The organism is Pseudomonas sp. Arb-4-2C (assembly GCF_055755015.1).
Map to the genome: position 1 here is coordinate 5,524,539 of NZ_CM146899.1, position 23,920 is coordinate 5,548,458.

The window sequence follows — 23,920 nt, forward strand, 5'->3', positions numbered from 1 at the left end:
AGTGGCCCAACGGTCTGCGAGGCCACGACTATCCTTTGCGAACTGTCGTTCAAAAGGAGCCCGCATGTCCGTTCAACTTGCCACTCAGGACCGCTGGCTGGATCTCAACGATGTACTGCGTGAACTGGTCGCCCAGGGTTTCATCAGCCAGGACTCGGCGGAGCAGGCGCTCAACGCCCGCCGCCGCCACGCGACCCACGGCCAGCCACATCCGCTGGAGTTCATCGCCAGCCAGCAGCTGGACGACCTCAGCCGTCCGGGCAAACACCTGGACCTGGAAAGCCTGACCCTGTGGCTGGCCCAACAGGCCGGCCAGCCGTATCTGCGCATCGACCCGTTGAAGATCAACGTTGCCGCGATCACTCCGCTGATGTCTTACGCGTTTGCCCAGCGGCACAAGATCCTTGCCGTGGCGGTCGACCGCGATGCCGTGGTCGTCGCCAGCGCCCAGCCCTACGTCACCGGCTGGGAGGCCGACCTGACCCACGTGCTGAAGCTGCCGATCAAACGGGTGGTCGCCAACCCGGTGGACATCCAGCGCTTCAGCGTCGAGTTCTTCCGCCTCGCCAAATCGGTCAGCGGCGCCAACAGTGCCGACCAGCACAGCGGCAACCTCGGCAACTTCGAGCAACTGCTCAACCTCGGTGCCAGCGATCAGGAGCCGGACGCCAACGATGCGCACATCGTCAACATCGTCGACTGGCTGTTCCAGTACGCCTTCCAGCAGCGCGCCAGCGATATCCACATCGAACCGCGCCGCGAACAGGGCACGGTGCGTTTTCGCATCGACGGCGTGCTGCACAACGTCTATCAATTCCCGCCGCAGGTGACGATGGCGATCGTCAGCCGCCTGAAAAGCCTCGGGCGGATGAATGTCGCCGAGAAGCGCAAACCCCAGGACGGCCGGGTCAAGACCAAGACTCCGGACGGTGGCGAGGTCGAGTTGCGTCTGTCGACCCTGCCCACCGCGTTCGGCGAAAAAATGGTCATGCGGATTTTTGACCCGGAAGTGCTGCTCAAGGACTTCGATCAGTTGGGCTTCTCCGCCGACGACCTGCGCCGCTGGCAGGACATGACCCGTCAGCCCAACGGCATCATTCTGGTCACCGGGCCGACCGGTTCAGGCAAGACCACCACGCTCTACACCACGCTGAAGAAGCTGGCGACGCCGGAGATCAACCTCTGCACCATCGAAGACCCGATCGAAATGGTCGAGCCGGCGTTCAACCAGATGCAGGTGCAGCACAACATCGACCTGAGCTTCGCCGCCGGGGTACGCGCGTTGATGCGACAGGACCCGGACATCATCATGATCGGCGAGATCCGCGATCTGGAGACTGCCGAAATGGCGATTCAGGCCGCGCTCACCGGACACCTGGTGTTGTCGACCCTGCACACCAACGATGCGCCCAGCGCGATCAGCCGCCTGCTCGAACTAGGCGTGCCGCATTATCTGATCAAGGCCACGGTGCTCGGGGTCATGGCCCAGCGGCTGGTGCGCACTTTGTGCCCGCACTGCAAGGCGCCGCTGACGCTGGAAGAGGAAGACTGGCAAACCCTGACCCGCCCGTGGCAAGCTCCCTTGCCGGGCAATGCGCAACGCGCGATCGGTTGCCTGGAGTGCCGCGACACCGGTTATCGCGGGCGCGCCGGGGTCTACGAAATCATGCAACTGAGCGACAGCCTCAAAGCACTCATCACCCCGGACACCGACCTCACCGCCATCCGCCGGCAAGCCTTCAAGGAAGGCATGCGCAGCCTGCGCCTGTCGGGTGCGCAGAAGGTCGCGGCGGGGCTGACTACCCTTGAAGAAGTGCTGCGGGTAACACCGCAGAGCGAGCAGAAATAGGCCACGACGGAACCGGATCGGGGAAATCGCAATCCAACGCCGTAGTTAACCCCCCAGGAGTCACTCAATCATGCGTCTGAAACTTGCTGTCGCCACCCTTGCCTTGCTGTCCCTTCCCGTTGGTTCAGCGATGGCCGACAGCTTTTGGCGTAACGTCATTTCGTCCGGTGCCACCACCGGTTCGACCTACCTGACCTTCAAGGATCACAAGCTGATCGTTGCCGCGCAGGACGATGCCGGCAGCTTCGTCGCCAGCGACGGCGGCATCCGTGGGCCGTATCTGGAAGCGGCGATGCAGAAAGTCCGCGCCGACAACCCGGGCCTGCAGGCCACGGACATGGAACTGGCGAATGCGATTCTGGCGAAGAACGCGGTGGAAACCGAGTAAGCCTGGCGCCGACAAAAATGCCGCTCAGATGAGCGGCATTTTTTTGCCCTTAATGTCGAATTCACCACATCACCCTGTGGGAGCGAGCCTGCTCGCGAACACGGTGGGTCAGATACAGGTATGTCTTCTGACACGCCGCCTTCGCGAGCAGGCTCGCTCCCACTCAACCTGGAAATCAGCGGTAATCATCCACCGGCACACACGCGCAAAACAGATTGCGATCCCCATAGACATTGTCGACCCGGTTCACCGCCGGCCAGTATTTATGCGCCTTTGTGTGCGCATCCGGAGTGATGCCCTGCTCGATGCTGTAAGGCCGCTCCCAGACCCCGGTAACATCCGCCAGCGTATGCGGAGCACGCTTGAGCGGATTTTCTTCCGCCGGCCAGTTGCCGTTCTGCACCTCGGTGATTTCCGCACGAATGCTCAGCATGGCGCCGATAAACCGGTCCAGCTCAGCCTTGGACTCGCTCTCGGTCGGCTCGACCATCAGTGTCCCCGGCACCGGGAATGACATGGTTGGCGCATGGAAGCCGTAGTCCATCAGACGCTTGGCGACGTCCTCTTCGCTGATCCCGGTCTGCGCCTTCAACGGCCGTAGATCGAGAATGCACTCATGGGCCACCCGTCCGTTGCGCCCGGTGTACAGCACCGGGAAAGCGCCGGATAAGTGTTGCGCCAGATAATTCGCCGCCAGGATCGCCACTTCGCTGGCGTCCGCCAATTGCGGCCCCATCATCGCGATGTACATCCAGCTGATCGGCAAAATGCTCGCGCTGCCCCACGGCGCCGCGCTGACCGCGCCGTTCTGCGGCAGCGGGCCGTCGATCGGCACCACCGGGTGATTGGCGACGAACGGCGCCAGATGCGCACGAATGCCGATCGGCCCCATGCCAGGCCCGCCGCCGCCATGCGGAATGCAAAAGGTCTTGTGCAGATTCATGTGTGACACGTCGGCGCCGATGTCCGCCGGCCGCGCCAGCCCGACCTGCGCATTGAGGTTGGCGCCGTCCATGTACACCTGCCCGCCGTGCTTGTGGATAACTTCGCAGATTTCGCTGATGCCTTCCTCGTACACGCCGTGGGTCGAAGGATAGGTCGCCATCAGGCACGACAACTTGTCCCCCGCCTCGGCAGCCTTGGTTTTCAGGTCATCCAGATCGACGTTGCCGGCCTCGTCGCACTCGACGATCACCACGCGCATCCCCGCCATCTGTGCCGAAGCCGGGTTGGTGCCATGGGCCGAAGACGGAATCAGGCAGATGTCCCGTGCGCCCTGATGCCGGCTCTCGTGATATTTGCGAATCGCCAGCAGCCCGGCGTACTCGCCCTGAGCGCCGGAGTTGGGCTGCATGCAGATCGCATCAAACCCGGTGATCGCACACAACCAGCGCTCCAGCTCTTCGATCATCAAGGTATAACCAACCGCCTGCTCCCGAGGCGCGAACGGGTGCAGGTTGGCGAACTGCGGCCAGGTGATCGGGATCATTTCGCTGGTGGCATTGAGTTTCATGGTGCAGGAGCCCAGCGGGATCATCGACTGGTTGAGCGCCAGATCCTTGTTCTCCAGTTGCTTGAGGTAGCGCAGCATCTCGGTTTCGCTGTGATGCGCGTTGAACACCGGATGAAGCAGGTAAGGCGTCTTGCGCTGGAGGGAGTCGGGGATGCCGGAAACCAGCATTTCTGCATCCATTTCGTCGACGTTCAACCCATGATCGGCGCCGAGCAGCACATCGAACAGTTTCGCTACCGTGTTTTCATCGCAAGTCTCGTCGAGGCTCAAGCCCACTCGGCCCCGGCCAAGAATCCGCAGGTTGATCTGCGCAGCCTTGGCGCTGTCGATGATCGCGCTCTGCGCGCCCCCCACGTCGAGGGTCAGGGTGTCGAAAAACTGCCCGTTGACCCGCTGGAGGCCGTGGCGCTCAAGGCCCGCAGCCAGAATGCAGGTCAGCCGATGTACCCGCTGGGCGATCCGTTTCAAGCCTTCAGGCCCGTGATACACCGCGTAGAAACTGGCGATGTTGGCCAGCAGCACCTGCGCGGTACAGATGTTCGAATTGGCCTTCTCCCGGCGAATGTGTTGCTCGCGGGTTTGCAGGGCCATGCGCAACGCGACGTTGCCGCGAGCGTCCTTCGAGACGCCGATGATCCGCCCCGGGATCGCCCGTTTGTATTCGTCGCGGCTGGCAAAAAACGCCGCATGCGGGCCGCCGTAACCCATCGGCACACCAAAGCGCTGGGACGAACCGAACACCACGTCCGCGCCCAGTTCACCCGGCGGCGTCAGCAGCAACAGGCTCAGCAGGTCCGCCGCCACACAGGCTAGCGCCTGCTGCGCGTGCAGTTGATCGATGACCGGTCGCAGATCGCGGATCTCGCCGTGGGTGTCGGGATACTGCAGCAGTGCGCCAAACACCTGGTGCTGTTTCAGGTTATCCACAGCGTCGATGATCAGTTCAAAGCCGAAACCTTCGGCGCGGGTCTGCACCACGGAGATGGTCTGCGGATGACAGTTCTCGTCGACGAAAAACAGATTGCTCCTGGACTTCGCCACACGCTTGGCCAACGCCATGGCTTCCGCCGCAGCGGTGGCTTCGTCGAGCAACGAGGCGTTGGCCAGTTCAAGCCCGGTGAGGTCGATGGTCAGTTGCTGAAAATTCAGCAGCGCTTCAAGACGGCCCTGGGCGATCTCCGGTTGATACGGGGTGTACGCGGTGTACCAACCGGGATTTTCCAGCACGTTGCGCAGGATGACGGTCGGTGTGAGCGTGCCGTGATAGCCCATGCCAATCAGGCTGGTCCACACCTGATTCTGTTCGGCATAGCCACGCAGCTTGGCCAGCGCCGCCTGTTCGTCAAGGGCCGGTGGTAAATCCAGCGCCCGGTTCAGGCGAATGCCCGGCGGCACGGTCTGCTCGATCAGTTCGACCCGGCTGCCGAGACCGAGGCTGTCGAGCATCGCCTGCTGTTCGGCGGCGTCGGGGCCCAAATGGCGGCGCAGGAAGGCTTCAGGGTCGCGTAACTGGCTCAAGGATGGCAACTGGGACATGACGGGCTCTCTCTTGACTGGCGCTCGGCGTCAATGCAACACGGTCAAACCAGCATAGCAGCCGATACCGACGCGCACGGCTTGGCGGCACAGGGCGTTCCGGGGCATGCTGTAGCGCCTGCATCAGGCGTCCAACTTTCGGATGATCGAATCCTCATGAGCCAACTGCCGTTCCTGCCGTTTTCCAAACCTGTCATTGATGAAGCCACGATTGCCGCCGTCGGCGATGTGCTGCGCTCCGGCTGGATCACCAGCGGGCCGAAGGTCCAGGCCTTCGAAGCACAGCTGTCGGAATACTTCGGCGGGCGCCCGGTGCGCACGTTCAACTCCGGCACCTGCACCATGGAAATCGCCTTGCGCATCGCCGGCATCGGGCCGGGTGATGAAGTGATCACCACGCCGATCTCCTGGGTCGCCACTGCCAACGTAATTCTGGAAGTCGGCGCCACGCCGGTGTTTGCTGACATCGACCCGGTGACCCGCAACATCGACCTGGACCAGCTGGAAGCGGCGATCACCCCGCGCACCAAAGCGGTGATTCCGGTGTACCTCGCCGGCTTGCCAGTAGACATGGATCGGCTGTACGCCATTGCCCGCCAACATAATCTGCGCATTGTCGAAGACGCCGCCCAGGCGCTGGGTTCGAGCTGGAAGGGTCAGCGCATCGGCGCCACCGGCGATTTCGTGTCGTTCAGCTTTCAGGCCAACAAGAACGTGACCTGCTCCGAGGGCGGCTGCCTGGTGCTGAACACCCCGGAAGAAGCGCGGCTGGCGGAGAAGTATCGTCTGCAAGGCGTGACCCGCAACGGCTTCGACGGCCTCGACGTCGATGTGCTCGGCGGCAAATTCAACATGACCGACGTCGCCGCGACCATCGGCCTGGGACAGTTTGCCCACATCGAGACGCTGACCGCCCATCGCCAAGAACTGGCCCGTCACTACTTCACATGTTTTGGCGATGACTTTGAAGCGACCTATGGCGCCCAGCTGCCGCCAGCGGATTTCACCCACAGCAACTGGCACCTGTTCCAGCTGGTGCTGCCAGAGCGCAAGGACGGCTTGCCGGCACGGGCCACGTTCATGGAGCAGATGCAGGCCAAAGGCATCGGCATCGGTTACCACTACCCGCCGATCCACTTGCTCAGCCTGTACCGCGAGCGCGGTTTCCAGGAAGGCATGCTGCCGGTGGCCGAGCGCGTCGGGCGACTGATTGTGTCGTTGCCGATGTTCACTACCATGACCAAGGACGACGTCGAGCGTTCGGTGGCGGCGGTGAAAGCGGTGTTGCGCGACGCCTGATCGGCGCCCACAAAAAAGCCCCGACAGGTCGGGGCTTTGCGGTGTAGCGGGCACTTACTCGCCGATGGCAGCCTTGTAGGCGGCGGCGTCGAGCAGATTGTCCAGCTCGGCCTTGTCGCTTGGCTTGAGCTTGAAGATCCATGCGCCGTACGGGTCGTTGTTCAGGTCTTCCGGCGCATCGGCCAGCGCTTCGTTGATTGCGATCACTTCACCGCTGATCGGCGAGTAGATGTCGGACGCCGCTTTCACGGACTCGACCACACCGGCCGCTTCACCGGCTTCGAACACCTTGCCCACTTCAGTCAACTCAACGAACACCACATCGCCCAGCGCTTCCTGCGCGTGATCGCTGATGCCCACGGTAACGGTGCCGTCAGCTTCCAGACGTGCCCACTCATGACTTTCGGCAAAACGCAGTTCAGCGGGGATATTGCTCATGCTCGGTGTCCTCAAGAAAATTGTCAGCGGTCATGCCCGCCGGAAAAGGTTAGATCAAGGTTTTGCCATGGCGCACGAAGGTCGGCTTGACCACTCGTACCGGATACCACTTGCCACGGATTTCCACTTCGGCGCGGTCGGCTGTGGCCATCGGTACACGCGCCAGGGCAATCGATTTGCTTAGCGTAGGAGAGAAACTACCACTGGTGATCTCCCCTTCGCCAACATCGGCGATACGAACCACCTGATGGGCGCGTAAAACACCCCGTTCCTCAAGCACCAGACCTACCAGTTTGTGCGCAACGCCAGCGGTTTTTTCCGCTTCCAGCGCCGCACGACCGATAAACTGCCGCGAGGCCGGTTCCCAGGCAATGCTCCAGGCCATATTGGACGCCAGCGGCGAGACATCCTGATGAATGTCCTGGCCGTAGAGGTTCATCCCGGCTTCCACCCGCAACGTGTCACGGGCGCCGAGGCCGATCGGCGAAATGCCGGCGCCCACCAGATCGTTGAAGAACCCCGGGGCCTGATCGGCCGGCAGAGCGATTTCCAGACCGTCCTCTCCGGTGTAACCGGTGCGCGCAATGAACCAGTCGCCATCGACGTGAGCTTCAAACGGCTTGAGATGCTGGATCAGTTCGGCGCGGGACTGGGTCACCAGCTCGGCGATCTTGTGCCGGGCCTGCGGGCCTTGAATGGCGAGCATCGCCAGCTCGGAGCGCTCCTGCAGGTTGACCTTGAAACCGGCGACGTGCGCCTGCATCCAGGCCAGATCCTGATCACGGGTGGAGGCGTTGACCACCAGCCGATAACCGTCTTCGAGGCGATAGACGAGCATGTCATCGACGATGCCGCCGCGCTCGTTGAGCATGGTGCTGTAGAGCGCGCGGCCGGGGCGGTGCAGGCGCTCGACGTCATTGGCCAGCAAATGCTGCAGCCAGGCCTTGGCCTGGGCACCGGTGACATCGATCACGGTCATGTGGGAAACATCGAATACCCCGCAATCGCGGCGCACCTCGTGGTGCTCCTCGACCTGCGAGCCGTAATGCAGTGGCATGTCCCAACCGCCAAAATCGACCATTTTCGCGCCGAGGGCGAGATGCAGGTCATACAGAGGCGTACGCTGTCCCATGGGTTTCTCCTTCCGGGCGTGGCGAAGGTGCGGACAGCCGCTGTACGGGGTGAAAGCCGCGAAATAGAAGGCTTTCAGCCGATTTCAGCGAACGGGTCTGTCAGACGAACCGCACCGAATGCCGCGCATTGTAGCCGCATGATTCAGGACTCACTACTAAGTGTTTCGATGCGCCGAGCGGCGGATCAGGCCGATGACCGGCAATAAACCGACCAACACCAGGGTCAACGCCGGCAACGACGCACGCGCCCACTCGCCCTCGCTGGTCATTTCAAAGATCCGCACCGCCAGCGTGTCCCAGCCAAACGGGCGCATCAACAGGGTCGCGGGCATTTCCTTGAGCACATCGACGAACACCAGCAACGCGGCGCTCAGCGTGCCGGGCAACAACAACGGCAGATACACTTTGAAAAACAGTCGCGGCCCACTGACACCCAGGCTCCGTGCCGCTTCAGGCAAAGATGGCCGTATACGCGCCAGACTGTTTTCCAGCGGCCCGTAGGCCACGGCAATGAAGCGCACCAGATAGGCCATCAACAACGCCGCCAGACTGCCCAGCAGCAGCGGCTTGCCGGCGCCCCCGAGCCAGCCTGAAAGCGGAATCACCAGTTCGCGGTCGAGGTAGCTGAAGGCGAGCATGATCGACACCGCCAAGACTGAACCCGGCAGCGCATAACCGAGATTGGCCAGGCTGACGCCGGAACGGATCGCCCGGGTCGGCGCCAGTCGTCGGGCAAACGCCAGCAGCAGCGCGACGCTGACGGTAATCAGCGCCGCCATGCCGCCCAGATACAAGGTGTGCAGGATCAGCCCGGTGTAGCGTTCATCCAGATCGAAACGGCCGCGCTGCCAGAACCAGACGATCAGTTGCAGCAGCGGAATGACGAAGGCGCAGGCGAACACCAATCCACACCAGCTCGTCGCCGCGAAGGCCTTGAGTCCACGCAAGTGATACAGCGCTTTCACCCGTGGCCGCTCGTTGCTCGCCCGGTTGGCGCCGCGCGCACGCCTCTCGCCGTAGAGCACCAGCATCACCACCAGCAACAACAGGCTCGCCAGTTGTGCCGCGCTGGGCAGACTGAAGAAGCCGTACCAGGTCTTGTAGATCGCGGTGGTGAAGGTGTCGAAGTTGAACACCGATACCGCCCCGAAATCGGCCAGGGTTTCCATCAGCGCCAGCGCCACACCGGCGCCAATCGCCGGACGCGCCATTGGCAACGCCACCCGCCAGAACGCCTGCCAGGGCGATTGGCCGAGCACCCGCGCAGCTTCCATCAGGCCTTTGCCTTGCGCAAGAAACGCAGTGCGCGCCAGCAGATAGACGTAGGGATAAAACACCAGCACCAGCACCACAATCACCCCGCCTGTGGAGCGCACTCGCGGCAGGCGCAAACCGCTGCCGAACCACTCACGCAGCAGGGTTTGCACGGGGCCGGCGAAGTCCAGCAGACCGACGAAGACGAACGCCAGCACATAGGCAGGAATGGCAAATGGCAGCATCAGCGCCCAGTCGAGCCAGCGACGGCCGGGAAACTCGCAGAGGCTGGTAAGCCACGCCAGACTGACACCGAGCAGCGTCACGCCGACGCCCACGCCAAGCACCAGCGTCAGAGTGTTGCCCAGCAGGCGCGGCATCTGGGTTTCCCACAGGTGCGACCAGATCTGCTGATCGATGGTTTGCCACGACAACAGCAGAACACTCAGAGGCAACAGCACCAGCGCAGCGATGGCGCAGACGATGGGGTACCAGCGGCGTTGAGCGGGGTGGGCCACTTTTGAATCTCTGGAGGGATTGGGGTGATCTTGGATTGAGTATTTCAGGTTGGGATTGTTGCCCTCTCCCTGGCCCTCTCCATGAGGAGAGGGCTGGATCTTGAAGCAGACGAACCTATCGGAAGAGACTCAGTTCCAGCCCGCCCGATCCATCATCCGGATCGCCTCAGCCTGGCGCTTGCCCGCCACTTCCACCGGCAAGGTGTCGGCAATGAACTTGCCCCACGCTGCCACTTCCTCGGAAGGTTTCACGGCCGGGTTGGCCGGGAATTCCTGGTTCACGTCGGCGAAGATCTTCTGCGCCTCCGGCGTGGTCATCCACTCCACCAGCGCCTTGGCCGCTTCCGGGTGCGGCGCGTGTTTGGTCAGGCCGATGCCCGACAGGTTCACGTGCACGCCGCGATCGGCCTGATTCGGCCAGAACAGTTTCACCGGCAGCTCCGGTTTCTGCTTGTGCAGGCGACCGTAGTAGTAGGTGTTGACGATGCCGACATCACACTGACCGGCGTTGATCGCCTCCAGCACCGCAACGTCGTCGGAGAACACGTCGGTGGACAGGTTGTTGACCCAGCCCTTGAGGATCTTCTCGGTCTTCTCGGCGCCGTGCACCTCGATCATGGTCGCGGTCAGCGACTGGTTGTAGACCTTCTTCGCCGTGCGCAGGCACAGGCGCCCTTCCCAGTTCTTGTCGGCCAGCGCTTCGTAGGTGGTCAACTCGCCCGGTTTCACGCGCTCGGTGGAATAGGCGATGGTCCGCGCGCGCAGGCTCAGGCCAGTCCAGGCGTGGGTCGAGGAGCGATATTGCAGAGGAATGTTGGCGTCGATGGTCTTCGAGGTGAACGGCTGCAGGATGCCCATCTGCTCGGCTTGCCAGAGGTTGCCGGCATCGACGGTGAGCAGCAGGTCGGCGGTGGCGTTTTCACCTTCGGCCTTGATGCGCTGCATCAACGGCGCTTCCTTGTCGGTGATGAACTTGATCTTCACCCCGGTTTTCGCGGTGTAGGCGTCGAAAACCGGCTTGATCAGTTCATCGATACGCGAGGAGTAGACCACCACCTCGTCGGCGGCCTGGGCGGTGGTGCTGCCGATCAGGGTCAGGGCCAGTGCGGTCAGGAGACGCTTGGGTGCCAACATGGGAGTGATCTCTGGGTCGGAAAATGTGGGCCAAATGATAAGGACTCACATTTACCACCTCAATCGAACTCTTTTCCAAGGAGTTACCAGATGTTGCACAGCTCCGAAACTGCGGTGAATGGACTGACGCCATCGCGAGCAGGCTCACCCCTACAGTCGGAATGCGTTCCCATGCAGGAGTGAGCCTGCTCGCGATGAGGTCATCAGCCTCAATGATGATGTCAGGGTTTGGCGAGCGCCGGAAGGTCGCCTGTGAGGCCAAGTGCTTCACGAACAAAGAGAGCCTTGGCCTCCGGCAGCTGCTCCACCAGCTTCAACCCGGCATTGCGCAGCCAGCGCACCGGCAATGGGTCCGCCTGGAACAAACGCTCGAAGCCCTCCATCGCCGCCATAAGCGCCAGGTTGTGCGGCATGCGCCGACGTTCATAGCGGCTCAGCACCTTCACGTCCGCCAGTCGCTCGCCGCGCTCAGCCGCCTGCAACAGCACTTCAGCCAGCACCGCCGCATCGAGGAACCCCAGGTTCACACCCTGCCCGGCCAACGGGTGAATGGTGTGCGCCGCATCGCCGATCAACGCCAGGCCCTCGGCCACGTAGCGCTTGGCATGCCGTTGACGCAGCGGCACGCACAGTCGCGGGTCGGCACTGATGACGTCGCCAAGACAGCCTTCGAACGCACGCTCCAGCTCACGGCAGAACGCGGTTTCATCCAGCGCCATCAGGCGTTCGGCTTCACTCGGCGTGGTCGACCAGACGATCGAGCACCAGTCCTGCTGCCCGTCACGCTCCAGCGGCAAAAACGCCAGCGGCCCGTGATCGGTGAAACGCTGCCACGCGGTCATCCGATGCGGCTTGCTGCTGCGCACGCTGGTGACGATGGCGTGGTGCAGGTAATCCCACTCGCGGGTGGCGACACCGGTCAGGCGACGCACCGCCGAGTTCGCACCGTCCGCAGCGATCACCAGCGGCGCGCGCAACTGACGACCATCCGCCAGGGTCAGCAGCCAGTCGTCACCGGAGCGACGCATCTGCTCAAGCCGCGCATTGGCCAGCATGCCCAGATCGCAGTCGTGCAAACGATCGAGCAAGGCGTCCTGCACGACACGGTTTTCGACGATATGCCCCAGCACCTCGGCGTGCACACTGCTCGCCGAGAAATGAATCTGTCCGGTGCCGCTGCCGTCCCACACATGCATGTCGGTGTACGGGCTGCTGCGGCGCTTGGCGATGCCGTCCCACACGCCGAGGCGCTCGAGAATCCGCTGGCTGGCCGCCGACAAGGCGCTCACCCGTGGCTCGAACGGCGCGGCGGCATCGAACGGTTTGACGCTCAGCGGGCTGCCGTCGAGCAGCAGGACTTCGAGCCCGCTGTCCTGCAACGCCAACGCGAGGGCGCTGCCGACCATTCCGGCTCCGACAATCAGCATATCTGCGCGCATTTCCATGCTTTAAGCCTGTCTCGCTTGCGGCTTGAGCCGCACGTAAAGGGTTTTTCCGACCCGCGCCACGAGGTTGCCGGCGCCGTCATGAATGTCGACCTGCAGCTGCGGCAGGTATTTCTCGCCGTTGGCGGTCTGCCGACGGATCTCGTCGAGCAGGGTGTCGTCGATGTTGAACCGGGCGAACACCGGGCCTTTGCCCGGCGCAATGAAATCGATATCGGCCGCCTTGTCCCAGACGATGTACCGCGAACCGAGGTTTTCCATGAGCATCAGCATGAAGAACGGATCGACCATCGAATACAGACTGCCGCCGAACTGGGTACCGACATAGTTGCGGTTGTACCAACCCAGGCCCATCGACACCTGCACGTCGCGAAAGTCATCGCTGATGTGTCGTACCCGCACGCCGGCACCCAGGTATGGCGGGTAGAACGTCATCACCCAGCGCATCAGTCGCGCCTTGCCGAATTTCGCGGTCAACCACTTAAGCATCCGGGCGTGTTCCCAGCCCCATGGCCTGACGGGCGAACCAGCGCTTGGCCGGTGGCAGCAGATCGAGGCCGAGCAAGCCGATGTTGCGGCCCAGCGAGACCAGCGGCTGGGTGCTGCCGAACAGCCGTGTGACCTGATCGGAGAAGCCCACGGTAAGGTCCTGATCCAGACGCTGACGCTCGCGATACGCTTGCAAGGTAGCGAAGTCGCCCAGCGGTTTGTCACTGGCGAGCAACGCCGCGGCCAAGGCATCGGCGTCGCGCAGCGACAGGTTGAAACCCTGCCCGGCAATCGGGTGCAGGCTGTGCGCGGCGTTGCCGAGCACGGCCAGATGCGAGCGCACTTGCTCCTCGGCCTCGACCAGCGTCAGCGGATACAGATGCCGCGCCCCAACCTGTTTCAAGGTGCCGAGACGGTAGCCGAACACGCCTTGCAGTTCGCTGAGGAAGTCGCGTTCGCTGAGGTCGGCCAGGCGTTGCGCGTCCATCCCCAGGCGGGTCCAGACCAGCGCGCAGCGGTTGTCCGGCAGCGGCAGCAGCGCCATCGGCCCTTCGTCGGTGAAGCGCTCGAAGGCCATGCCGTTGTGCGCTTCGCTCGGGGTGATGTTGGCGATCAGCGCACTCTGGTTGTACGGACGCTTGCGCACGTTGATGCCCAACTGCTCGCGCAGACCGGAGCGGCCGCCATCGGCGAGTACCGCCAGATCACACTCGATGGTGGTTTCATCATTGAGGGTCAGGCGGTAGCCATCGGGCAGCGGCTCCATGCGCGTGACTTCCGCGGGGCAGCGCCAGCTGATCACCTCTTTATCGAGGTGTTGCCACAGGCACTGGCCAAGCCAGGCGTTTTCCACCACGTAACCCAGGGCCGGTACGCCCTCTTCCATCGCCGATAGACGGGCGGTGGAGAAGCGGCCACGGTCGGACACGTGAATCTGTTTGATCGGCTCGGCGCGGCGGGAAATCTCCTGCCACACACCCAGCCGTTGATAAATCTGCCGCGAACCGAAGGACAGCGCCGACGAGCGGGCGTCGTAGCTCGGCTGCCAGCTGTCACCGGGGGCGAACGGCTCGATCAGCACGATTTTCCAGCCGCGCGCCTTGGCCCCGGCCTGCAGGGCCAACGCCAGACTGGCGCCGACCAGGCCGCCACCGATGACTGCCAGATTGACTCGACTCATGCCGCGTGTGTCCGTGCTTGCGCCATCAGCGCTTCGATCTCGGCGACGGTTTTCGGTACGCCGCTGGTCAGGATTTCACAACCGCTCTTGGTCACTACCACGTCATCCTCGATGCGCACGCCAATGCCGCGCCATTTCTTCGCTACGTTCTGGTTGTCCGGGGCGATGTAGATGCCCGGCTCCACGGTCAGCGCCATGCCGACCTCCAGTACGCGCCATTCGCCGCCGACCTTGTATTCGCCGACGTCGTGTACATCCATGCCCAGCCAGTGGCCGGCACGGTGCATGTAAAACGCTTTATAGGCTTCGGTCGCGATCAGCTCGTCGACCTCGCCTTGCAGGATCCCGAGCTTGACCAGACCGGTGGTAATAACCCTGACCGTGGCTTCGTGCGCCTGATTCCAGTTTTTGTTCGGGGCGATTTCGGCAAAGGCGGCTTCCTGCGAGGCCAGCACCAACTCGTAAATCGCTTTCTGCTCGGCGGAAAACTTGCCGTTGACCGGCCAGGTGCGGGTGATGTCGCTGGCGTAGCAATCGATCTCGCAACCGGCGTCGATCAACACCAGGTCGCCGTCCTTGAGCAGCGCGTCATTCTGCTGGTAATGCAGGATGCAGCTGTTGCGCCCCGCCGCGACGATCGAACCATAGGCCGGCATCTTCGCCCCGCCCTTGCGGAATTCGTAATCGAGCTCGGCTTCGAGGCTGTACTCGTGGAGCCCGGCCCGACTGGCCTGCATCGCGCGGATATGAGCCTGAGCAGAAATCCGTGCGGCTTCGCGCATCACCTTCACTTCTGCCGCCGATTTATACAGACGCATATCGTGCAACAGGTGATCCAGGGCAACGAATTCGTTCGGTGGCTGAGCGCCGAGGTGCGCCTTGGAGCGGATCACGTTGATCCAGTCCATCAGGTGCCGATCGAATTCCGGGTTGCTGCCCATCGCCGAATACACCCGGTCGCGGCCTTCGATCAGGCCTGGCAGGATGTCGTCGATATCGGTAATGGGGAACGCGTCATCGGCGCCGTAATCACGGATCGCACCTTCCTGCCCTGCACGCAGGCCGTCCCACAACTCGCGTTCGGCATTACGTTCACGGCAGAACAGCACGTACTCACCATGCTCGCGCCCCGGCATCAACACGATGACGGCTTGTGGCTCGGGGAATCCGCTGAGGTACTGGAAGTCGCTGTCCTGACGGTAGACGTGCTCGACGTCGCGGTTGCGGATCGCTACCGCGGCGGCGGGCAGGATCGCGATGCTGTTGGGTTCCATCTGCGCCATCAGGGCCTTGCGGCGACGGCTGTATTCCGCTTTGGGGATATGGGTCATGGGCAGATGGCTTTCCCTGGCACGCGATTAATGCAGCGACGGCTTGGCGGCTGGCGGCACGTCGGCTTTCTTGGTTTCCGAGAACAGCAGCAGCGGCGCGACGCGCAGGTACTCCATGACTTCCATGTAGTCGGATTCGCCGTCTTCGGATTCTTCCAGGGCATCTTGCACCTGAGAGATGGCCGCAAGGTCCTGCAATACTTCGGTGGCTTCAGTGCTGAGCATACTGCTGTCGCGGCAGTTCAGGCCGAAACCGCTGAGGAAGCCCTGGCACCATTGGCCCAGCGCAGCGGCGCGGTCAGCCAGCGGGGCGTCATCGGTCGGCAGCAGCAGAACGACAGTGACGTCGTCACCGGTCAGCTCGCCTTTGACCATCTCTTGCAGGCCGATCAGGGCGTTACGGACGTTGTCCTGGATGTCGCCTTCGAGCAGTTCGGCGGCGTCGATCAACCAGCCTTCGTTATCGAAGCCGGCGCCGGCGCAACTGCGACCGAGCAGCAGGCCATGCAGTTCGGCAGGCGAGACGTTGTGGCCGCTGGCAGTCAGCAGGGTGGCAAAGGCTTGGTACGGGGAATTCGCAATGGTCATGGGCAGCTAGGCGCCAGACGGCGCTATGTCTAGAATGAAGGCCTTGTATCCTACATCGACAGACTCGCCAAGACTATTAAAGGCTGTCCGCCCGCTATCCCATCAGACAGACTCCGACTCAGTGGACACAATGGAAGACACCGACCTGCAAGCGCTGATGGCCAGACTCGAACTGCTGATTAGTCGAGTGGAGCAACTTAAGAGTCAAAACGCACTCTTACTAGCTCAGGAAAAGACCTGGCGCGAGGAACGCGCTCACCTCATTGAAAAAAACGAAATCGCCCGGCGTAAGGTCGAATCGATGATTTCGCGCCTCAAGGCCCTGGAGCAAGACTCATGAGTTCAAGCAATAGCGTTACCGTGCAGATCCTCGACAAAGAATATTCGATCATCTGCCCGCAGGAAGAACGCAGCAATCTGGTCAGTGCCGCACGCTATCTGGACGGCAAGATGCGCGAGATTCGCAGCAGCGGCAAAGTCATCGGTGCCGACCGTATCGCCGTGATGGCCGCGCTGAACATCACCCATGACCTCTTGCACAAAGAAGAGCGCCCGGACATCCAGGCCAGCGGCTCGACCCGTGAACAGGTGCGCGACTTGCTCGATCGTGTCGATCTGGTGCTGGCCACCGATCCGGACGTCACCAAGGGCTGATTCGCCAGGCCGCTTGAGGTATACTCGCGGCACTCCCTGGGGTGCTTGCCAGTTGACGATGTCCCTGAGCCGATTCGCACTACCCTGGAGGTTGCACGTTGGGCTGGTGTGCATGTCCGCCAGACGGAAAGCCTTAAAGTCTACTGCATCCTCCACCTTGAACTTTCGGGTTCAAGGGCTAAGTTGACAGCGGTTCATCCGGGGAGCCTGATTCGAATCCGATGCCGGTTTTTGCCGGCATCGGATTTTTTATGCGTGCGTTTTCGCCCTCATCTGCCGAAGCCGAACCATGACCGAACCTGCGCTGCTGCCCCGCCCGCAACTCCGTCGCCTGCTACGCAAGGCGCGCCGCGCGCTGACGCCGAGCGAGCAACGTCAGGCCGCCAAAGGCCTGTTCCGCCAACTGGCACAAGACCCGCACTTCCGCCGGGCAAAACACATTTCTCTGTATCTGCCCACCGACGGTGAAATCGACCCGCGCCTGCTGCTGCGCGAAGCCCAGCGTCGCGGCAAGGCGACCTACCTGCCGGTGCTCAGCGCCTGGCCGCGAACCAAAATGGTCTTCCAGCGCATTCGCCCCGCCGACAAGCTCAAGCCCAATCGCTTCCGCATTCTCGAACCGCGCGCCAACCTGGCCCGCCAACGCAAGATCTGGACGCTGGATCTGGTGTTGCTGCCACTGGTGGGGTTTGACGATGTCGGCGGACGCCTGGGGATGGGCGGTGGTTTCTACGACCGCAGCCTGGCGTACCTGGCCCGGCGCAAAAACTGGCGCAAGCCGACACTGTTGGGACTGGCCCATGAATGTCAGAAGGTCGGACGCCTGGCGCAGGCAAGCTGGGATGTACCGTTGCAGGGCACGGTGACGGACAAGGCGTGGTATTTCGCAGACTAGACGCCGCGCAGATCAGCGGCGTCGGGGAGGCCGTTTCAGCGCTTGAAGGCGGTCGACTGCTGAACCTGTTGCGCGACTTCAACTGGAGCATCGGTCTTGCTTGTCCACAGACTTTGCGCATAACCGGTGGTCACGACGCCCAGGCCGAACAAAATAACCAAAGTCCATAGCAAATCCGGTTTGCGTTTCATCGATTGCCCCCCTCAAGGCACATCATCACGATGACAGCAGCGGTTTCCCTTCGTAGGCCGTGCAGCAGCGTCAAGCTTTAAAGGCCGGCATTTTGCGACAACGTGAACCCGGGCGCAAACGCTGACGTCAACCGACCGTCGGTTTGTCATAAAATTGCCCGACAACCTGCCCAATGACCGCTTGAGGAGCAAAAGACATGGCCTACTGGCTGATGAAATCCGAGCCCGATGAACTCTCGATCAAAGGTCTGGAGAAACTTGGCACAGCGCGCTGGGACGGGGTTCGCAACTATCAGGCACGCAATTTCCTGCGGGCGATGGCGGTGGGGGATGAGTTCTTTTTCTACCATTCCAGCTGCCCGGAGCCGGGAATTGCCGGAATCGGCAGAATTATCGAGGCGGCGTACCCGGATCCCACCGCACTGGAGCCGGAGAGTCATTACTTCGATCCGAAGGCTACCCCGGAGAAAAACGCCTGGAGCGCGATTGATGTCGAGCACGTCGAGACGTTTGTGCGGGTGTTGAAGCTGGATTATCTGAAGCAGCAGACGGCGCTGGCGGAAATGCCATTGGTGCAGAAGGGTTCGCGGCTGTCGGTGATGCCGGTAACGGCAGAGCAGTGGGCGGCAGTGATCGCGCTCAAACCCTGATTCATTGGGCGACTGATCAATTGCTTTCGCGAGCAAGCCCGCTCCCACAGGGTGACGCGGTGATCACATATTTATGTGCCACCGCAAAACACTGTGGGCGCGGGCTTGCTCGCGAAAAGGACAGCCCGGACAACAAAGGGCTTACTGAATGATCAGGTTGTTGAACAACAGATCCTCAACCACCGGCTTGCCGGTTTCGTCATTCATGACTTGCTGAGTCTGCTTCAGGGCTTCCTGACGCAGCTTTTCCTTGCCTTCGATGCTGCTCATCGCCTCGGCAGTCTGCTGGGTGAACAGCGCCACCAGCTGATTGCGGATCAGCGGCTCGTTGGCCTTGACCAGCTTGGTCGCCTCGTCACCGGTCACACGCAGCGCCACGTCGGCCTTGTAAACCTTGAGCTTGGGCGTGCCGTCCAGCCCGTAGTTGCCCACGAACGGCGGGCTAAGAGTGATGTAGTTGACCTTCGGCGCCTCGCCTTCTTTGGCTTCTTCGGCCAGCGCTGCCACAGGCAGAGACAGGGCCAGCAACAACATGATCCACGCTTTCACAATTCGCTCCTTATCCGGTTTGCGGCCTAGCATAACGACCCGCCGCACAAGCACAAGCTTATGGCTGACTATCAGGGCCGGGCATGCTCGTTGACCCGTTGACTGACACACCTACACTTATCGGCCATCACTCCCAAAGGAATAGCCCTGATGAAAGCCGTGCTGTGCAAAGCCTTCGGCCCTGCCGAATCGCTGGTGCTGGAAGACGTCGCCAGTCCTGTCGCGAAGAAGAACGAGATCCTGCTGGACGTGCACGCCGCCGGGGTCAACTTTCCGGACACGCTGATCATCGAGGGCAAATACCAGTTCAAGCCGCCCTTCCCGTTTTCCCCCGGTGGCGAGGCGTCCGGCGTGGTCAGCGCCGTGGGCGAAAAGGTCGGCCATTTGAAGGTCGGCGACCGGGTCATGGCCCTGACCGGTTGGGGCAGCTTTGCCGAACAGGTCGCGGTGCCGGGCTATAACGTCCTGCCGATCCCGCCGTCGATGGACTTCAATACCGCCGCTGCGTTCAGCATGACCTACGGCACCTCAATGCACGCCCTTAAACAACGGGCCAACCTGCAACCGGGCGAAACCCTGCTGGTGCTCGGCGCCTCCGGCGGTGTCGGCCTGGCAGCGGTGGAAATCGGCAAAGCCATGGGCGCCCGCGTCATCGCCGCCGCCAGCAGCGCAGAAAAACTCGCGGTGGCCAAGGCTGCCGGCGCCGACGAACTGATCAACTACAGCGAAACCAGCCTCAAGGACGAAATCAAACGCCTCACCGACGGCCAGGGCGCCGACGTGATCTACGACCCGGTGGGTGGCGACCTGTTTGACCAGGCCATCCGCGCCATCGCCTGGAACGGCCGCCTGCTGGTGGTGGGTTTTGCCAGCGGGCGCATCCCCGAACTCCCGGTCAACCTCGCCCTGCTCAAGGGCGCAGCGGTACTCGGCGTGTTCTGGGGCTCTTTCGCCCAGCGCCAGCCACAGGACAACGCGGCGAACTTCCAGCAACTGTTCGGCTGGTTTGCCGAAGGCAAGCTCCACCCTTTGGTGTCGCAGGTGTATCCGCTGAGCAATGCGGCGCAGGCGATCAATGACCTGGGCCAGCGCAAAGCGGTGGGCAAGGTGGTGGTGCAGGTACGCTGACTTGTTGTTCAGGCCGGACTTTTCCCCGAAGTCCGGCTTGAGCCCGAAAGGCAGCAACCCGGCGTCACCTATAGCGGCGTGGCATTGCTGCCGTTCATAGCAACTCACGAACCTCCGCCGGCAGAAAACTCATGTATCTGCGCATAGGGTTTTCCCGGCAACCTCTGACGATCAAGGGTACGCGCCGGTTCATCTTTGCGATGATCGCCAGACGCTGCTCATCGGCCAGTTGACTCTTGTGGATCACGTTCGACACGTACGCACGGGTGTAATCGAATACCTGTGCATCGACCCACGCGTACTCGGGCGTGTGCGTGAGGCCGTCACTGATGACGCGACACTTCACGGTCTTCAGCCACTGGTTGATGTGGATCGGCTGATGCAGATCAAGTCGAAAGAGCATTGGCGCGAGCACTGACTGCTCCGCAGGCCGACCTTCATCGACCGACCAAGGCTTGAATCGCCACTGCGTTACCGCCTCCTTGACCGCCCCCGCCAGATCGGGATGGTCACTGTGCACGATGCTGATCGCGCTGACCGAACCATCCGCCTTGACGATGAAGCTGACCCTGACCTCGCCATCGATCCCGGCCCTGTACAACGCTCTTGGGTAAATCGGCCTGGGATTGTGTTCAGGGATGAGCAGCCCTTCTGCCGCCAGCGCCAAGCTGAAGATCGTCAACAGAAGCCCAGCAAAAAACCACCGCATGATCGTGCCCCGTCCCTAGTGAGATGCCTTATCCGGCAACAGCACAAAGGTTACGGAGCGCGGCCTTTAAACTGAATGGCGCAACGTCGCTGTTGGACGCAGGACATTTCCTGATCCCGAGCGGAAACCTGACGAAACCGCTGAGTAAGTGGCGTCAGGTAAGTTTTCTGACAGACGTTTAGCCGCTGTTTGATCCTGCAATATCGCCCGGCAACAGATGCTCTTGCACCTTCAGGCTGCGAGACGGAATGAGCCGGCCTTTGTCATCGAAGCGCAGGACAATCAACCAGTCGAAGACATCATCCGGCCATTTTTCCTGCCCCATCAATGCGCTGGCATCACCGCCAAAGGCTTTGAGCAGTTTATTGATGTGCCCATGGTGCCAGGCGATCAGCACCGTTGGCGCCTGATTGCTCTTGCGCAACAGTTTGACCAGTTGATGCAGATCGCCATTGACGTAGGGCTGCTCAATCGGCAGGCCAAGCCGCTGGGCCAACGGGGTCAGAGTCAGGCGCGAGCGAGCGCTCTCCGGGGTGTCGCCGGCAGCAATCAAACGCTGGGGGGTGAGCGTCTGGCCGTCGAGTTTCAGCACACTGAAATAGTCGACGTAGGCGGCCGCACGCTGTTCGCCTCGGGCATTGAGCACCGAGCCCACGTCGGGCTTTTCCGCATGGCGAATGATCAGCACGGTCGTGTTGCGCAGACCGGAATGGGCAGGATGGTCGGTGAAAATCAAGGCCAGCATCACAACGGCGAGTCCCGCCGCCACCAAGAATCTCGGCACCAACATGCGAACCTTCACTGGCATTTCTTATCTCTGCTGATCAATAGGCTGAACTGACCGCGAGTCTAAGCCCCCACATGTTCACAGGTGGTGAAAACGCCCTGTTCTTACAGCTGAGCGACAGGTTCGTAAAGGAACATGCGACTTCCAACATTTTCCACTGTTTTGCTGATGCGAACCGGTGCTATTTTCGGTAACGAAACTGTAACATTCGCATCCGCAGTCAAAACAAGAAATCTGGAGCTCTTGAATGTTTGCTTTCTTTCGTCCTGCCGCACATCAGGCTCCATTGCCTGACGAAAAAATAGACAGTACCTACCGACGCCTGCGCTGGCAGATCTTCGCCGGTATTTTCTTTGGTTATGCGGGTTACTACCTGCTGCGCAAAAACTTCTCGCTGGCCATGCCGTACCTGATCGACGAGGGCTACACCCGGGGTCAACTGGGCGTGGCAATGTCGGCCATCGCGATCGCTTACGGCCTGTCGAAGTTCTTGATGGGCCTGGTGTCCGATCGTTCCAACCCGCGTTTCTTCTTGCCGTTCGGCTTGCTGATCTCGGCAGGCGTGATGTTCGTCTTCGGTTTTGCACCGTGGGCGACGTCCAGCGTGACCATGATGTTCATTCTGCTGTTCATCAACGGCTGGGCTCAGGGCATGGGCTGGCCGCCGAGCGGTCGGACCATGGTGCACTGGTGGTCGCAGAAAGAGCGCGGCGGCGTAGTGTCGGTGTGGAACGTGGCGCACAACGTGGGGGGCGGCCTGATCGGTCCGTTGTTCCTGCTCGGCATGGGCCTGTTCAATGACTGGCATGCGGCATTCTACGTGCCGGCTGCAGTGGCCCTGGGCGTGGCGGCGTTCGCGTTCATGACCATGCGCGACACCCCGCAATCGGTTGGCCTGCCGCCGATCGAGCAGTACAAGAACGATTACCCCGAAGGCTACGATGCCAGCCACGAAGACGAATTCAGCACCAAGGAAATCTTCGTCAAGTACGTGCTGCGCAACAAAATGCTCTGGTACGTGGCCATGGCCAACGTCTTCGTCTACCTGCTGCGCTACGGCGTACTGGACTGGGCCCCGACGTATCTGAAGGAAGCCAAGCACTTCACCGTGGACACCACCTCGTGGGCGTACTTCTTCTACGAGTGGGCCGGTATTCCAGGCACGCTGCTCTGTGGCTGGATGTCAGACAAGATCTTCCGTGGCAATCGTGGCCTGACCGGCATGGTATTCATGGCGCTGGTCACCGTGGCGACGCTGGTCTACTGGCTCAACCCGCCGGGCAACCCGACCATCGACATGATCGCGCTGTTCTCCATTGGTTTCCTGATCTATGGCCCGGTGATGTTGACCGGTTTGCAGGCGCTGGAACTGGCACCGAAGAAAGCCGCCGGCACTGCAGCAGGCTTCACCGGTCTGTTTGGTTATCTGGGTGGGTCGGTCGCGGCCAGTGCAGCAATGGGCTACACCGTGGACCACTTCGGCTGGGACGGCGGCTTCGTGCTGCTGGTGGGCGGCTGCATCATGGCGATGGTTTGCCTGGCTCCCACGTTGTGGCACAAGAAAGTCGCCAGTCAGGGCCGAGAATCGCTCGCCTGATCGACCTTTGACTTGCAGCGCTTGAGCCGCGCCTCCAGATTCCGGTCTGGCATGGCGTGGCTGCGCAGGGCGTGGACGGTCTGCTCGACATAATCGCGAGTCGTGCCGTAGCGCCCGCAAGCGCTTTCGAACACCTGGCTCAGCACATGATCCGGCAAGTTGCCGGCATAGCTGGGCAGGTGTCGCTCCAGAACAAATCCCAACGCCTGTACCTGACTGCCATCTTCAAGCCGGCAGTTGAGCCAGTGTGGGCGATAGGACGGGAACGGCATCTCGCGTTTCCACAGCGCGTACAACGCGCCGTCAAGGTTCTCTTCCGGCAGCCGATAGGCGAAGCCGCTGCATGAACCGCCGCGATCCAGACCGAACACCAGCCCGGGCATCTCCGGCGTCCCGCGATGTTCATGCGACCACAGATACAGGCCGCGGTGGTAGCCGTGGACGCGTCCGCGCACCCGCTCCACAGCCGAACACTCCGGACGCCAGATCAGCGAACCGTAGGCGAACAGCCACACCGGGCCGCCCTTGTGGCGCGCCATGGTCGATTGCATCGAGACGAGAAGTTGTTCGTGGGTCAGCTGCGGCCCCAGATCGAGCCGCGGAGGGTAAGCCAGATTCACAAAAGCAGATTCAATGGCTGTCATGACGGAAGTGTTCGGCCCCGC

Annotated in this window: 24 protein-coding genes and 1 other RNA gene; 10 read left to right on the forward strand and 15 right to left on the reverse strand. The window is 61.8% G+C overall.

The window, feature by feature from the left end; translation table 11 throughout:
- The first annotated feature begins 64 nt into the window (after positions 1 to 64).
- Both tfpB and AC0J41_RS25150 read left to right on the forward strand, forming a co-directional pair.
- On the forward strand, positions 65 to 1,849 hold the full coding sequence (gene tfpB / locus AC0J41_RS25145) for a type IV pilus assembly ATPase TfpB (RefSeq protein ID WP_025112014.1): 1,785 nt from the start codon (positions 65 to 67) through the stop codon (positions 1,847 to 1,849).
- A gap of 70 nt (positions 1,850 to 1,919) precedes the next feature.
- Positions 1,920 to 2,237: a DUF2388 domain-containing protein gene (locus AC0J41_RS25150; protein WP_102354863.1), complete on the forward strand. Its 318-nt coding sequence runs from the start codon at positions 1,920 to 1,922 to the stop codon at positions 2,235 to 2,237.
- Between the two features lie 175 nt (positions 2,238 to 2,412).
- On the opposite strand, the gene gcvP is transcribed toward AC0J41_RS25150, so the two are convergent.
- Entirely contained in the window at positions 2,413 to 5,286 is a 2,874-nt protein-coding gene (gcvP, locus tag AC0J41_RS25155) for an aminomethyl-transferring glycine dehydrogenase (protein ID WP_473013870.1), read from the reverse strand.
- Positions 5,287 to 5,442: 156 nt separating this feature from the next.
- On the opposite strand from gcvP, the gene AC0J41_RS25160 reads away from it, so the two are divergent.
- Positions 5,443 to 6,585, forward strand: a complete 1,143-nt coding sequence (locus tag AC0J41_RS25160) for a DegT/DnrJ/EryC1/StrS family aminotransferase (protein WP_025112011.1) — start codon at positions 5,443 to 5,445, stop codon at positions 6,583 to 6,585.
- A 54-nt stretch (positions 6,586 to 6,639) separates the two neighbouring features.
- Here the strand turns inward: AC0J41_RS25160 and gcvH are convergent, their stop codons facing one another.
- From gcvH to AC0J41_RS25205, 9 genes are all read right to left on the reverse strand, one after another.
- Positions 6,640 to 7,023, reverse strand: a complete 384-nt coding sequence (gene gcvH / locus AC0J41_RS25165) for a glycine cleavage system protein GcvH (RefSeq protein ID WP_025112010.1) — start codon at positions 7,021 to 7,023, stop codon at positions 6,640 to 6,642.
- A gap of 49 nt (positions 7,024 to 7,072) precedes the next feature.
- The gene (gene gcvT / locus AC0J41_RS25170) at positions 7,073 to 8,155 is read right to left on the reverse strand and encodes a glycine cleavage system aminomethyltransferase GcvT (protein WP_473013871.1); all 1,083 of its coding nucleotides are present in this window, start codon (positions 8,153 to 8,155) and stop codon (positions 7,073 to 7,075) included.
- A 156-nt stretch (positions 8,156 to 8,311) separates the two neighbouring features.
- Positions 8,312 to 9,928, reverse strand: coding sequence for an ABC transporter permease (locus AC0J41_RS25175; RefSeq protein ID WP_473013872.1), 1,617 nt, complete (start codon positions 9,926 to 9,928; stop codon positions 8,312 to 8,314).
- Between the two features lie 129 nt (positions 9,929 to 10,057).
- Positions 10,058 to 11,062, reverse strand: coding sequence for an extracellular solute-binding protein (locus AC0J41_RS25180; RefSeq protein ID WP_473013873.1), 1,005 nt, complete (start codon positions 11,060 to 11,062; stop codon positions 10,058 to 10,060).
- 221 nt (positions 11,063 to 11,283) lie between these two features.
- Entirely contained in the window at positions 11,284 to 12,501 is a 1,218-nt protein-coding gene (locus AC0J41_RS25185) for a 2-octaprenyl-3-methyl-6-methoxy-1,4-benzoquinol hydroxylase (RefSeq protein WP_473016034.1), read from the reverse strand.
- Positions 12,502 to 12,510: 9 nt separating this feature from the next.
- Positions 12,511 to 12,996, reverse strand: coding sequence for a DUF4442 domain-containing protein (locus AC0J41_RS25190; protein ID WP_025112005.1), 486 nt, complete (start codon positions 12,994 to 12,996; stop codon positions 12,511 to 12,513).
- Complete coding sequence (ubiH, locus tag AC0J41_RS25195; RefSeq protein ID WP_473013874.1) at positions 12,989 to 14,176, reverse strand: 2-octaprenyl-6-methoxyphenyl hydroxylase; 1,188 nt, start codon at positions 14,174 to 14,176, stop codon at positions 12,989 to 12,991. Before ubiH ends, AC0J41_RS25190 begins: the two co-directional genes overlap by 8 nt.
- Positions 14,173 to 15,507, reverse strand: coding sequence for a Xaa-Pro aminopeptidase (pepP, locus tag AC0J41_RS25200; RefSeq protein WP_473013875.1), 1,335 nt, complete (start codon positions 15,505 to 15,507; stop codon positions 14,173 to 14,175). The genes ubiH and pepP overlap by 4 nt, the downstream gene beginning before the upstream one ends.
- Positions 15,508 to 15,534: 27 nt before the next feature.
- The gene (locus AC0J41_RS25205) at positions 15,535 to 16,095 is read right to left on the reverse strand and encodes a YecA/YgfB family protein (RefSeq protein ID WP_473013876.1); all 561 of its coding nucleotides are present in this window, start codon (positions 16,093 to 16,095) and stop codon (positions 15,535 to 15,537) included.
- A gap of 130 nt (positions 16,096 to 16,225) precedes the next feature.
- Here AC0J41_RS25205 and AC0J41_RS25210 point away from each other — a divergent pair, with 130 nt between their 5' ends.
- The 4 genes from AC0J41_RS25210 to AC0J41_RS25225 all read left to right on the forward strand — a co-directional run bounded on the left by AC0J41_RS25210 (position 16,226) and on the right by AC0J41_RS25225 (position 17,644).
- Positions 16,226 to 16,435: a TIGR02449 family protein gene (locus AC0J41_RS25210; protein WP_025112001.1), complete on the forward strand. Its 210-nt coding sequence runs from the start codon at positions 16,226 to 16,228 to the stop codon at positions 16,433 to 16,435.
- The gene (locus AC0J41_RS25215) at positions 16,432 to 16,749 is read left to right on the forward strand and encodes a cell division protein ZapA (protein WP_008055229.1); all 318 of its coding nucleotides are present in this window, start codon (positions 16,432 to 16,434) and stop codon (positions 16,747 to 16,749) included. The genes AC0J41_RS25210 and AC0J41_RS25215 overlap by 4 nt, the downstream gene beginning before the upstream one ends.
- A gap of 30 nt (positions 16,750 to 16,779) precedes the next feature.
- Positions 16,780 to 16,958, forward strand: a non-coding RNA gene (gene ssrS, locus AC0J41_RS25220) — 6S RNA.
- Between the two features lie 80 nt (positions 16,959 to 17,038).
- Positions 17,039 to 17,644 carry a 5-formyltetrahydrofolate cyclo-ligase gene (locus AC0J41_RS25225; RefSeq protein WP_473013877.1) on the forward strand — a complete coding sequence of 202 codons (606 nt, stop codon included), beginning with the start codon at positions 17,039 to 17,041 and terminating at the stop codon, positions 17,642 to 17,644.
- Positions 17,645 to 17,679: 35 nt separating this feature from the next.
- Here AC0J41_RS25225 and AC0J41_RS25230 read toward each other — a convergent pair whose 3' ends face one another.
- The gene (locus AC0J41_RS25230) at positions 17,680 to 17,835 is read right to left on the reverse strand and encodes a hypothetical protein (RefSeq protein WP_003229308.1); all 156 of its coding nucleotides are present in this window, start codon (positions 17,833 to 17,835) and stop codon (positions 17,680 to 17,682) included.
- A 197-nt stretch (positions 17,836 to 18,032) separates the two neighbouring features.
- Here AC0J41_RS25230 and AC0J41_RS25235 point away from each other — a divergent pair, with 197 nt between their 5' ends.
- The gene (locus AC0J41_RS25235) at positions 18,033 to 18,485 is read left to right on the forward strand and encodes an EVE domain-containing protein (protein ID WP_025111999.1); all 453 of its coding nucleotides are present in this window, start codon (positions 18,033 to 18,035) and stop codon (positions 18,483 to 18,485) included.
- Positions 18,486 to 18,626: 141 nt separating this feature from the next.
- Here AC0J41_RS25235 and AC0J41_RS25240 read toward each other — a convergent pair whose 3' ends face one another.
- Positions 18,627 to 19,034, reverse strand: coding sequence for a flagellar basal body-associated protein FliL (locus AC0J41_RS25240; protein ID WP_025113295.1), 408 nt, complete (start codon positions 19,032 to 19,034; stop codon positions 18,627 to 18,629).
- A 150-nt stretch (positions 19,035 to 19,184) separates the two neighbouring features.
- Here AC0J41_RS25240 and AC0J41_RS25245 point away from each other — a divergent pair, with 150 nt between their 5' ends.
- Positions 19,185 to 20,162, forward strand: a complete 978-nt coding sequence (locus tag AC0J41_RS25245) for an NADPH:quinone oxidoreductase family protein (RefSeq protein WP_025113294.1) — start codon at positions 19,185 to 19,187, stop codon at positions 20,160 to 20,162.
- A gap of 94 nt (positions 20,163 to 20,256) precedes the next feature.
- Here AC0J41_RS25245 and AC0J41_RS25250 read toward each other — a convergent pair whose 3' ends face one another.
- Both AC0J41_RS25250 and AC0J41_RS25255 read right to left on the reverse strand, forming a co-directional pair.
- Positions 20,257 to 20,871 carry an energy transducer TonB gene (locus tag AC0J41_RS25250; RefSeq protein ID WP_473013878.1) on the reverse strand — a complete coding sequence of 205 codons (615 nt, stop codon included), beginning with the start codon at positions 20,869 to 20,871 and terminating at the stop codon, positions 20,257 to 20,259.
- A gap of 178 nt (positions 20,872 to 21,049) precedes the next feature.
- The gene (locus AC0J41_RS25255) at positions 21,050 to 21,679 is read right to left on the reverse strand and encodes a flagellar basal body-associated protein FliL (protein ID WP_473013879.1); all 630 of its coding nucleotides are present in this window, start codon (positions 21,677 to 21,679) and stop codon (positions 21,050 to 21,052) included.
- Between the two features lie 226 nt (positions 21,680 to 21,905).
- On the opposite strand from AC0J41_RS25255, the gene glpT reads away from it, so the two are divergent.
- Positions 21,906 to 23,255, forward strand: a complete 1,350-nt coding sequence (gene glpT / locus AC0J41_RS25260) for a glycerol-3-phosphate transporter (protein WP_025113291.1) — start codon at positions 21,906 to 21,908, stop codon at positions 23,253 to 23,255.
- Here the strand turns inward: glpT and AC0J41_RS25265 are convergent.
- Positions 23,231 to 23,899 (reverse strand): gamma-glutamylcyclotransferase, encoded by a 669-nt coding sequence (locus AC0J41_RS25265; protein ID WP_025113290.1) that lies wholly within the window; start codon positions 23,897 to 23,899, stop codon positions 23,231 to 23,233. The two genes, glpT and AC0J41_RS25265, sit on opposite strands and share 25 nt — an antisense overlap.
- Between the last annotated feature and the right edge of the window lie 21 nt (positions 23,900 to 23,920).

What these genes read in the sequence shown, in the direction of transcription:
- tfpB (WP_025112014.1), top strand. Translation starts at nt 65, where the DNA reads ATGTCCGTTCAACTTGCCACTCAGGACCGCTGGCTGGATCTCAACGAT.
- AC0J41_RS25150 (WP_102354863.1), top strand. Translation starts at nt 1,920, where the DNA reads ATGCGTCTGAAACTTGCTGTCGCCACCCTTGCCTTGCTGTCCCTTCCC.
- gcvP (WP_473013870.1), bottom strand. Translation starts at nt 5,286, where the DNA reads ATGTCCCAGTTGCCATCCTTGAGCCAGTTACGCGACCCTGAAGCCTTC.
- AC0J41_RS25160 (WP_025112011.1), top strand. Translation starts at nt 5,443, where the DNA reads ATGAGCCAACTGCCGTTCCTGCCGTTTTCCAAACCTGTCATTGATGAA.
- gcvH (WP_025112010.1), bottom strand. Translation starts at nt 7,023, where the DNA reads ATGAGCAATATCCCCGCTGAACTGCGTTTTGCCGAAAGTCATGAGTGG.
- gcvT (WP_473013871.1), bottom strand. Translation starts at nt 8,155, where the DNA reads ATGGGACAGCGTACGCCTCTGTATGACCTGCATCTCGCCCTCGGCGCG.
- AC0J41_RS25180 (WP_473013873.1), bottom strand. Translation starts at nt 11,062, where the DNA reads ATGTTGGCACCCAAGCGTCTCCTGACCGCACTGGCCCTGACCCTGATC.
- AC0J41_RS25185 (WP_473016034.1), bottom strand. Translation starts at nt 12,501, where the DNA reads ATGCGCGCAGATATGCTGATTGTCGGAGCCGGAATGGTCGGCAGCGCC.
- AC0J41_RS25190 (WP_025112005.1), bottom strand. Translation starts at nt 12,996, where the DNA reads ATGCTTAAGTGGTTGACCGCGAAATTCGGCAAGGCGCGACTGATGCGC.
- ubiH (WP_473013874.1), bottom strand. Translation starts at nt 14,176, where the DNA reads ATGAGTCGAGTCAATCTGGCAGTCATCGGTGGCGGCCTGGTCGGCGCC.
- pepP (WP_473013875.1), bottom strand. Translation starts at nt 15,507, where the DNA reads ATGACCCATATCCCCAAAGCGGAATACAGCCGTCGCCGCAAGGCCCTG.
- AC0J41_RS25205 (WP_473013876.1), bottom strand. Translation starts at nt 16,095, where the DNA reads ATGACCATTGCGAATTCCCCGTACCAAGCCTTTGCCACCCTGCTGACT.
- AC0J41_RS25210 (WP_025112001.1), top strand. Translation starts at nt 16,226, where the DNA reads ATGGAAGACACCGACCTGCAAGCGCTGATGGCCAGACTCGAACTGCTG.
- AC0J41_RS25215 (WP_008055229.1), top strand. Translation starts at nt 16,432, where the DNA reads ATGAGTTCAAGCAATAGCGTTACCGTGCAGATCCTCGACAAAGAATAT.
- AC0J41_RS25225 (WP_473013877.1), top strand. Translation starts at nt 17,039, where the DNA reads ATGACCGAACCTGCGCTGCTGCCCCGCCCGCAACTCCGTCGCCTGCTA.
- AC0J41_RS25230 (WP_003229308.1), bottom strand. Translation starts at nt 17,835, where the DNA reads ATGAAACGCAAACCGGATTTGCTATGGACTTTGGTTATTTTGTTCGGC.
- AC0J41_RS25235 (WP_025111999.1), top strand. Translation starts at nt 18,033, where the DNA reads ATGGCCTACTGGCTGATGAAATCCGAGCCCGATGAACTCTCGATCAAA.
- AC0J41_RS25245 (WP_025113294.1), top strand. Translation starts at nt 19,185, where the DNA reads ATGAAAGCCGTGCTGTGCAAAGCCTTCGGCCCTGCCGAATCGCTGGTG.
- AC0J41_RS25250 (WP_473013878.1), bottom strand. Translation starts at nt 20,871, where the DNA reads ATGCGGTGGTTTTTTGCTGGGCTTCTGTTGACGATCTTCAGCTTGGCG.
- AC0J41_RS25255 (WP_473013879.1), bottom strand. Translation starts at nt 21,679, where the DNA reads ATGCCAGTGAAGGTTCGCATGTTGGTGCCGAGATTCTTGGTGGCGGCG.
- glpT (WP_025113291.1), top strand. Translation starts at nt 21,906, where the DNA reads ATGTTTGCTTTCTTTCGTCCTGCCGCACATCAGGCTCCATTGCCTGAC.
- AC0J41_RS25265 (WP_025113290.1), bottom strand. Translation starts at nt 23,899, where the DNA reads ATGACAGCCATTGAATCTGCTTTTGTGAATCTGGCTTACCCTCCGCGG.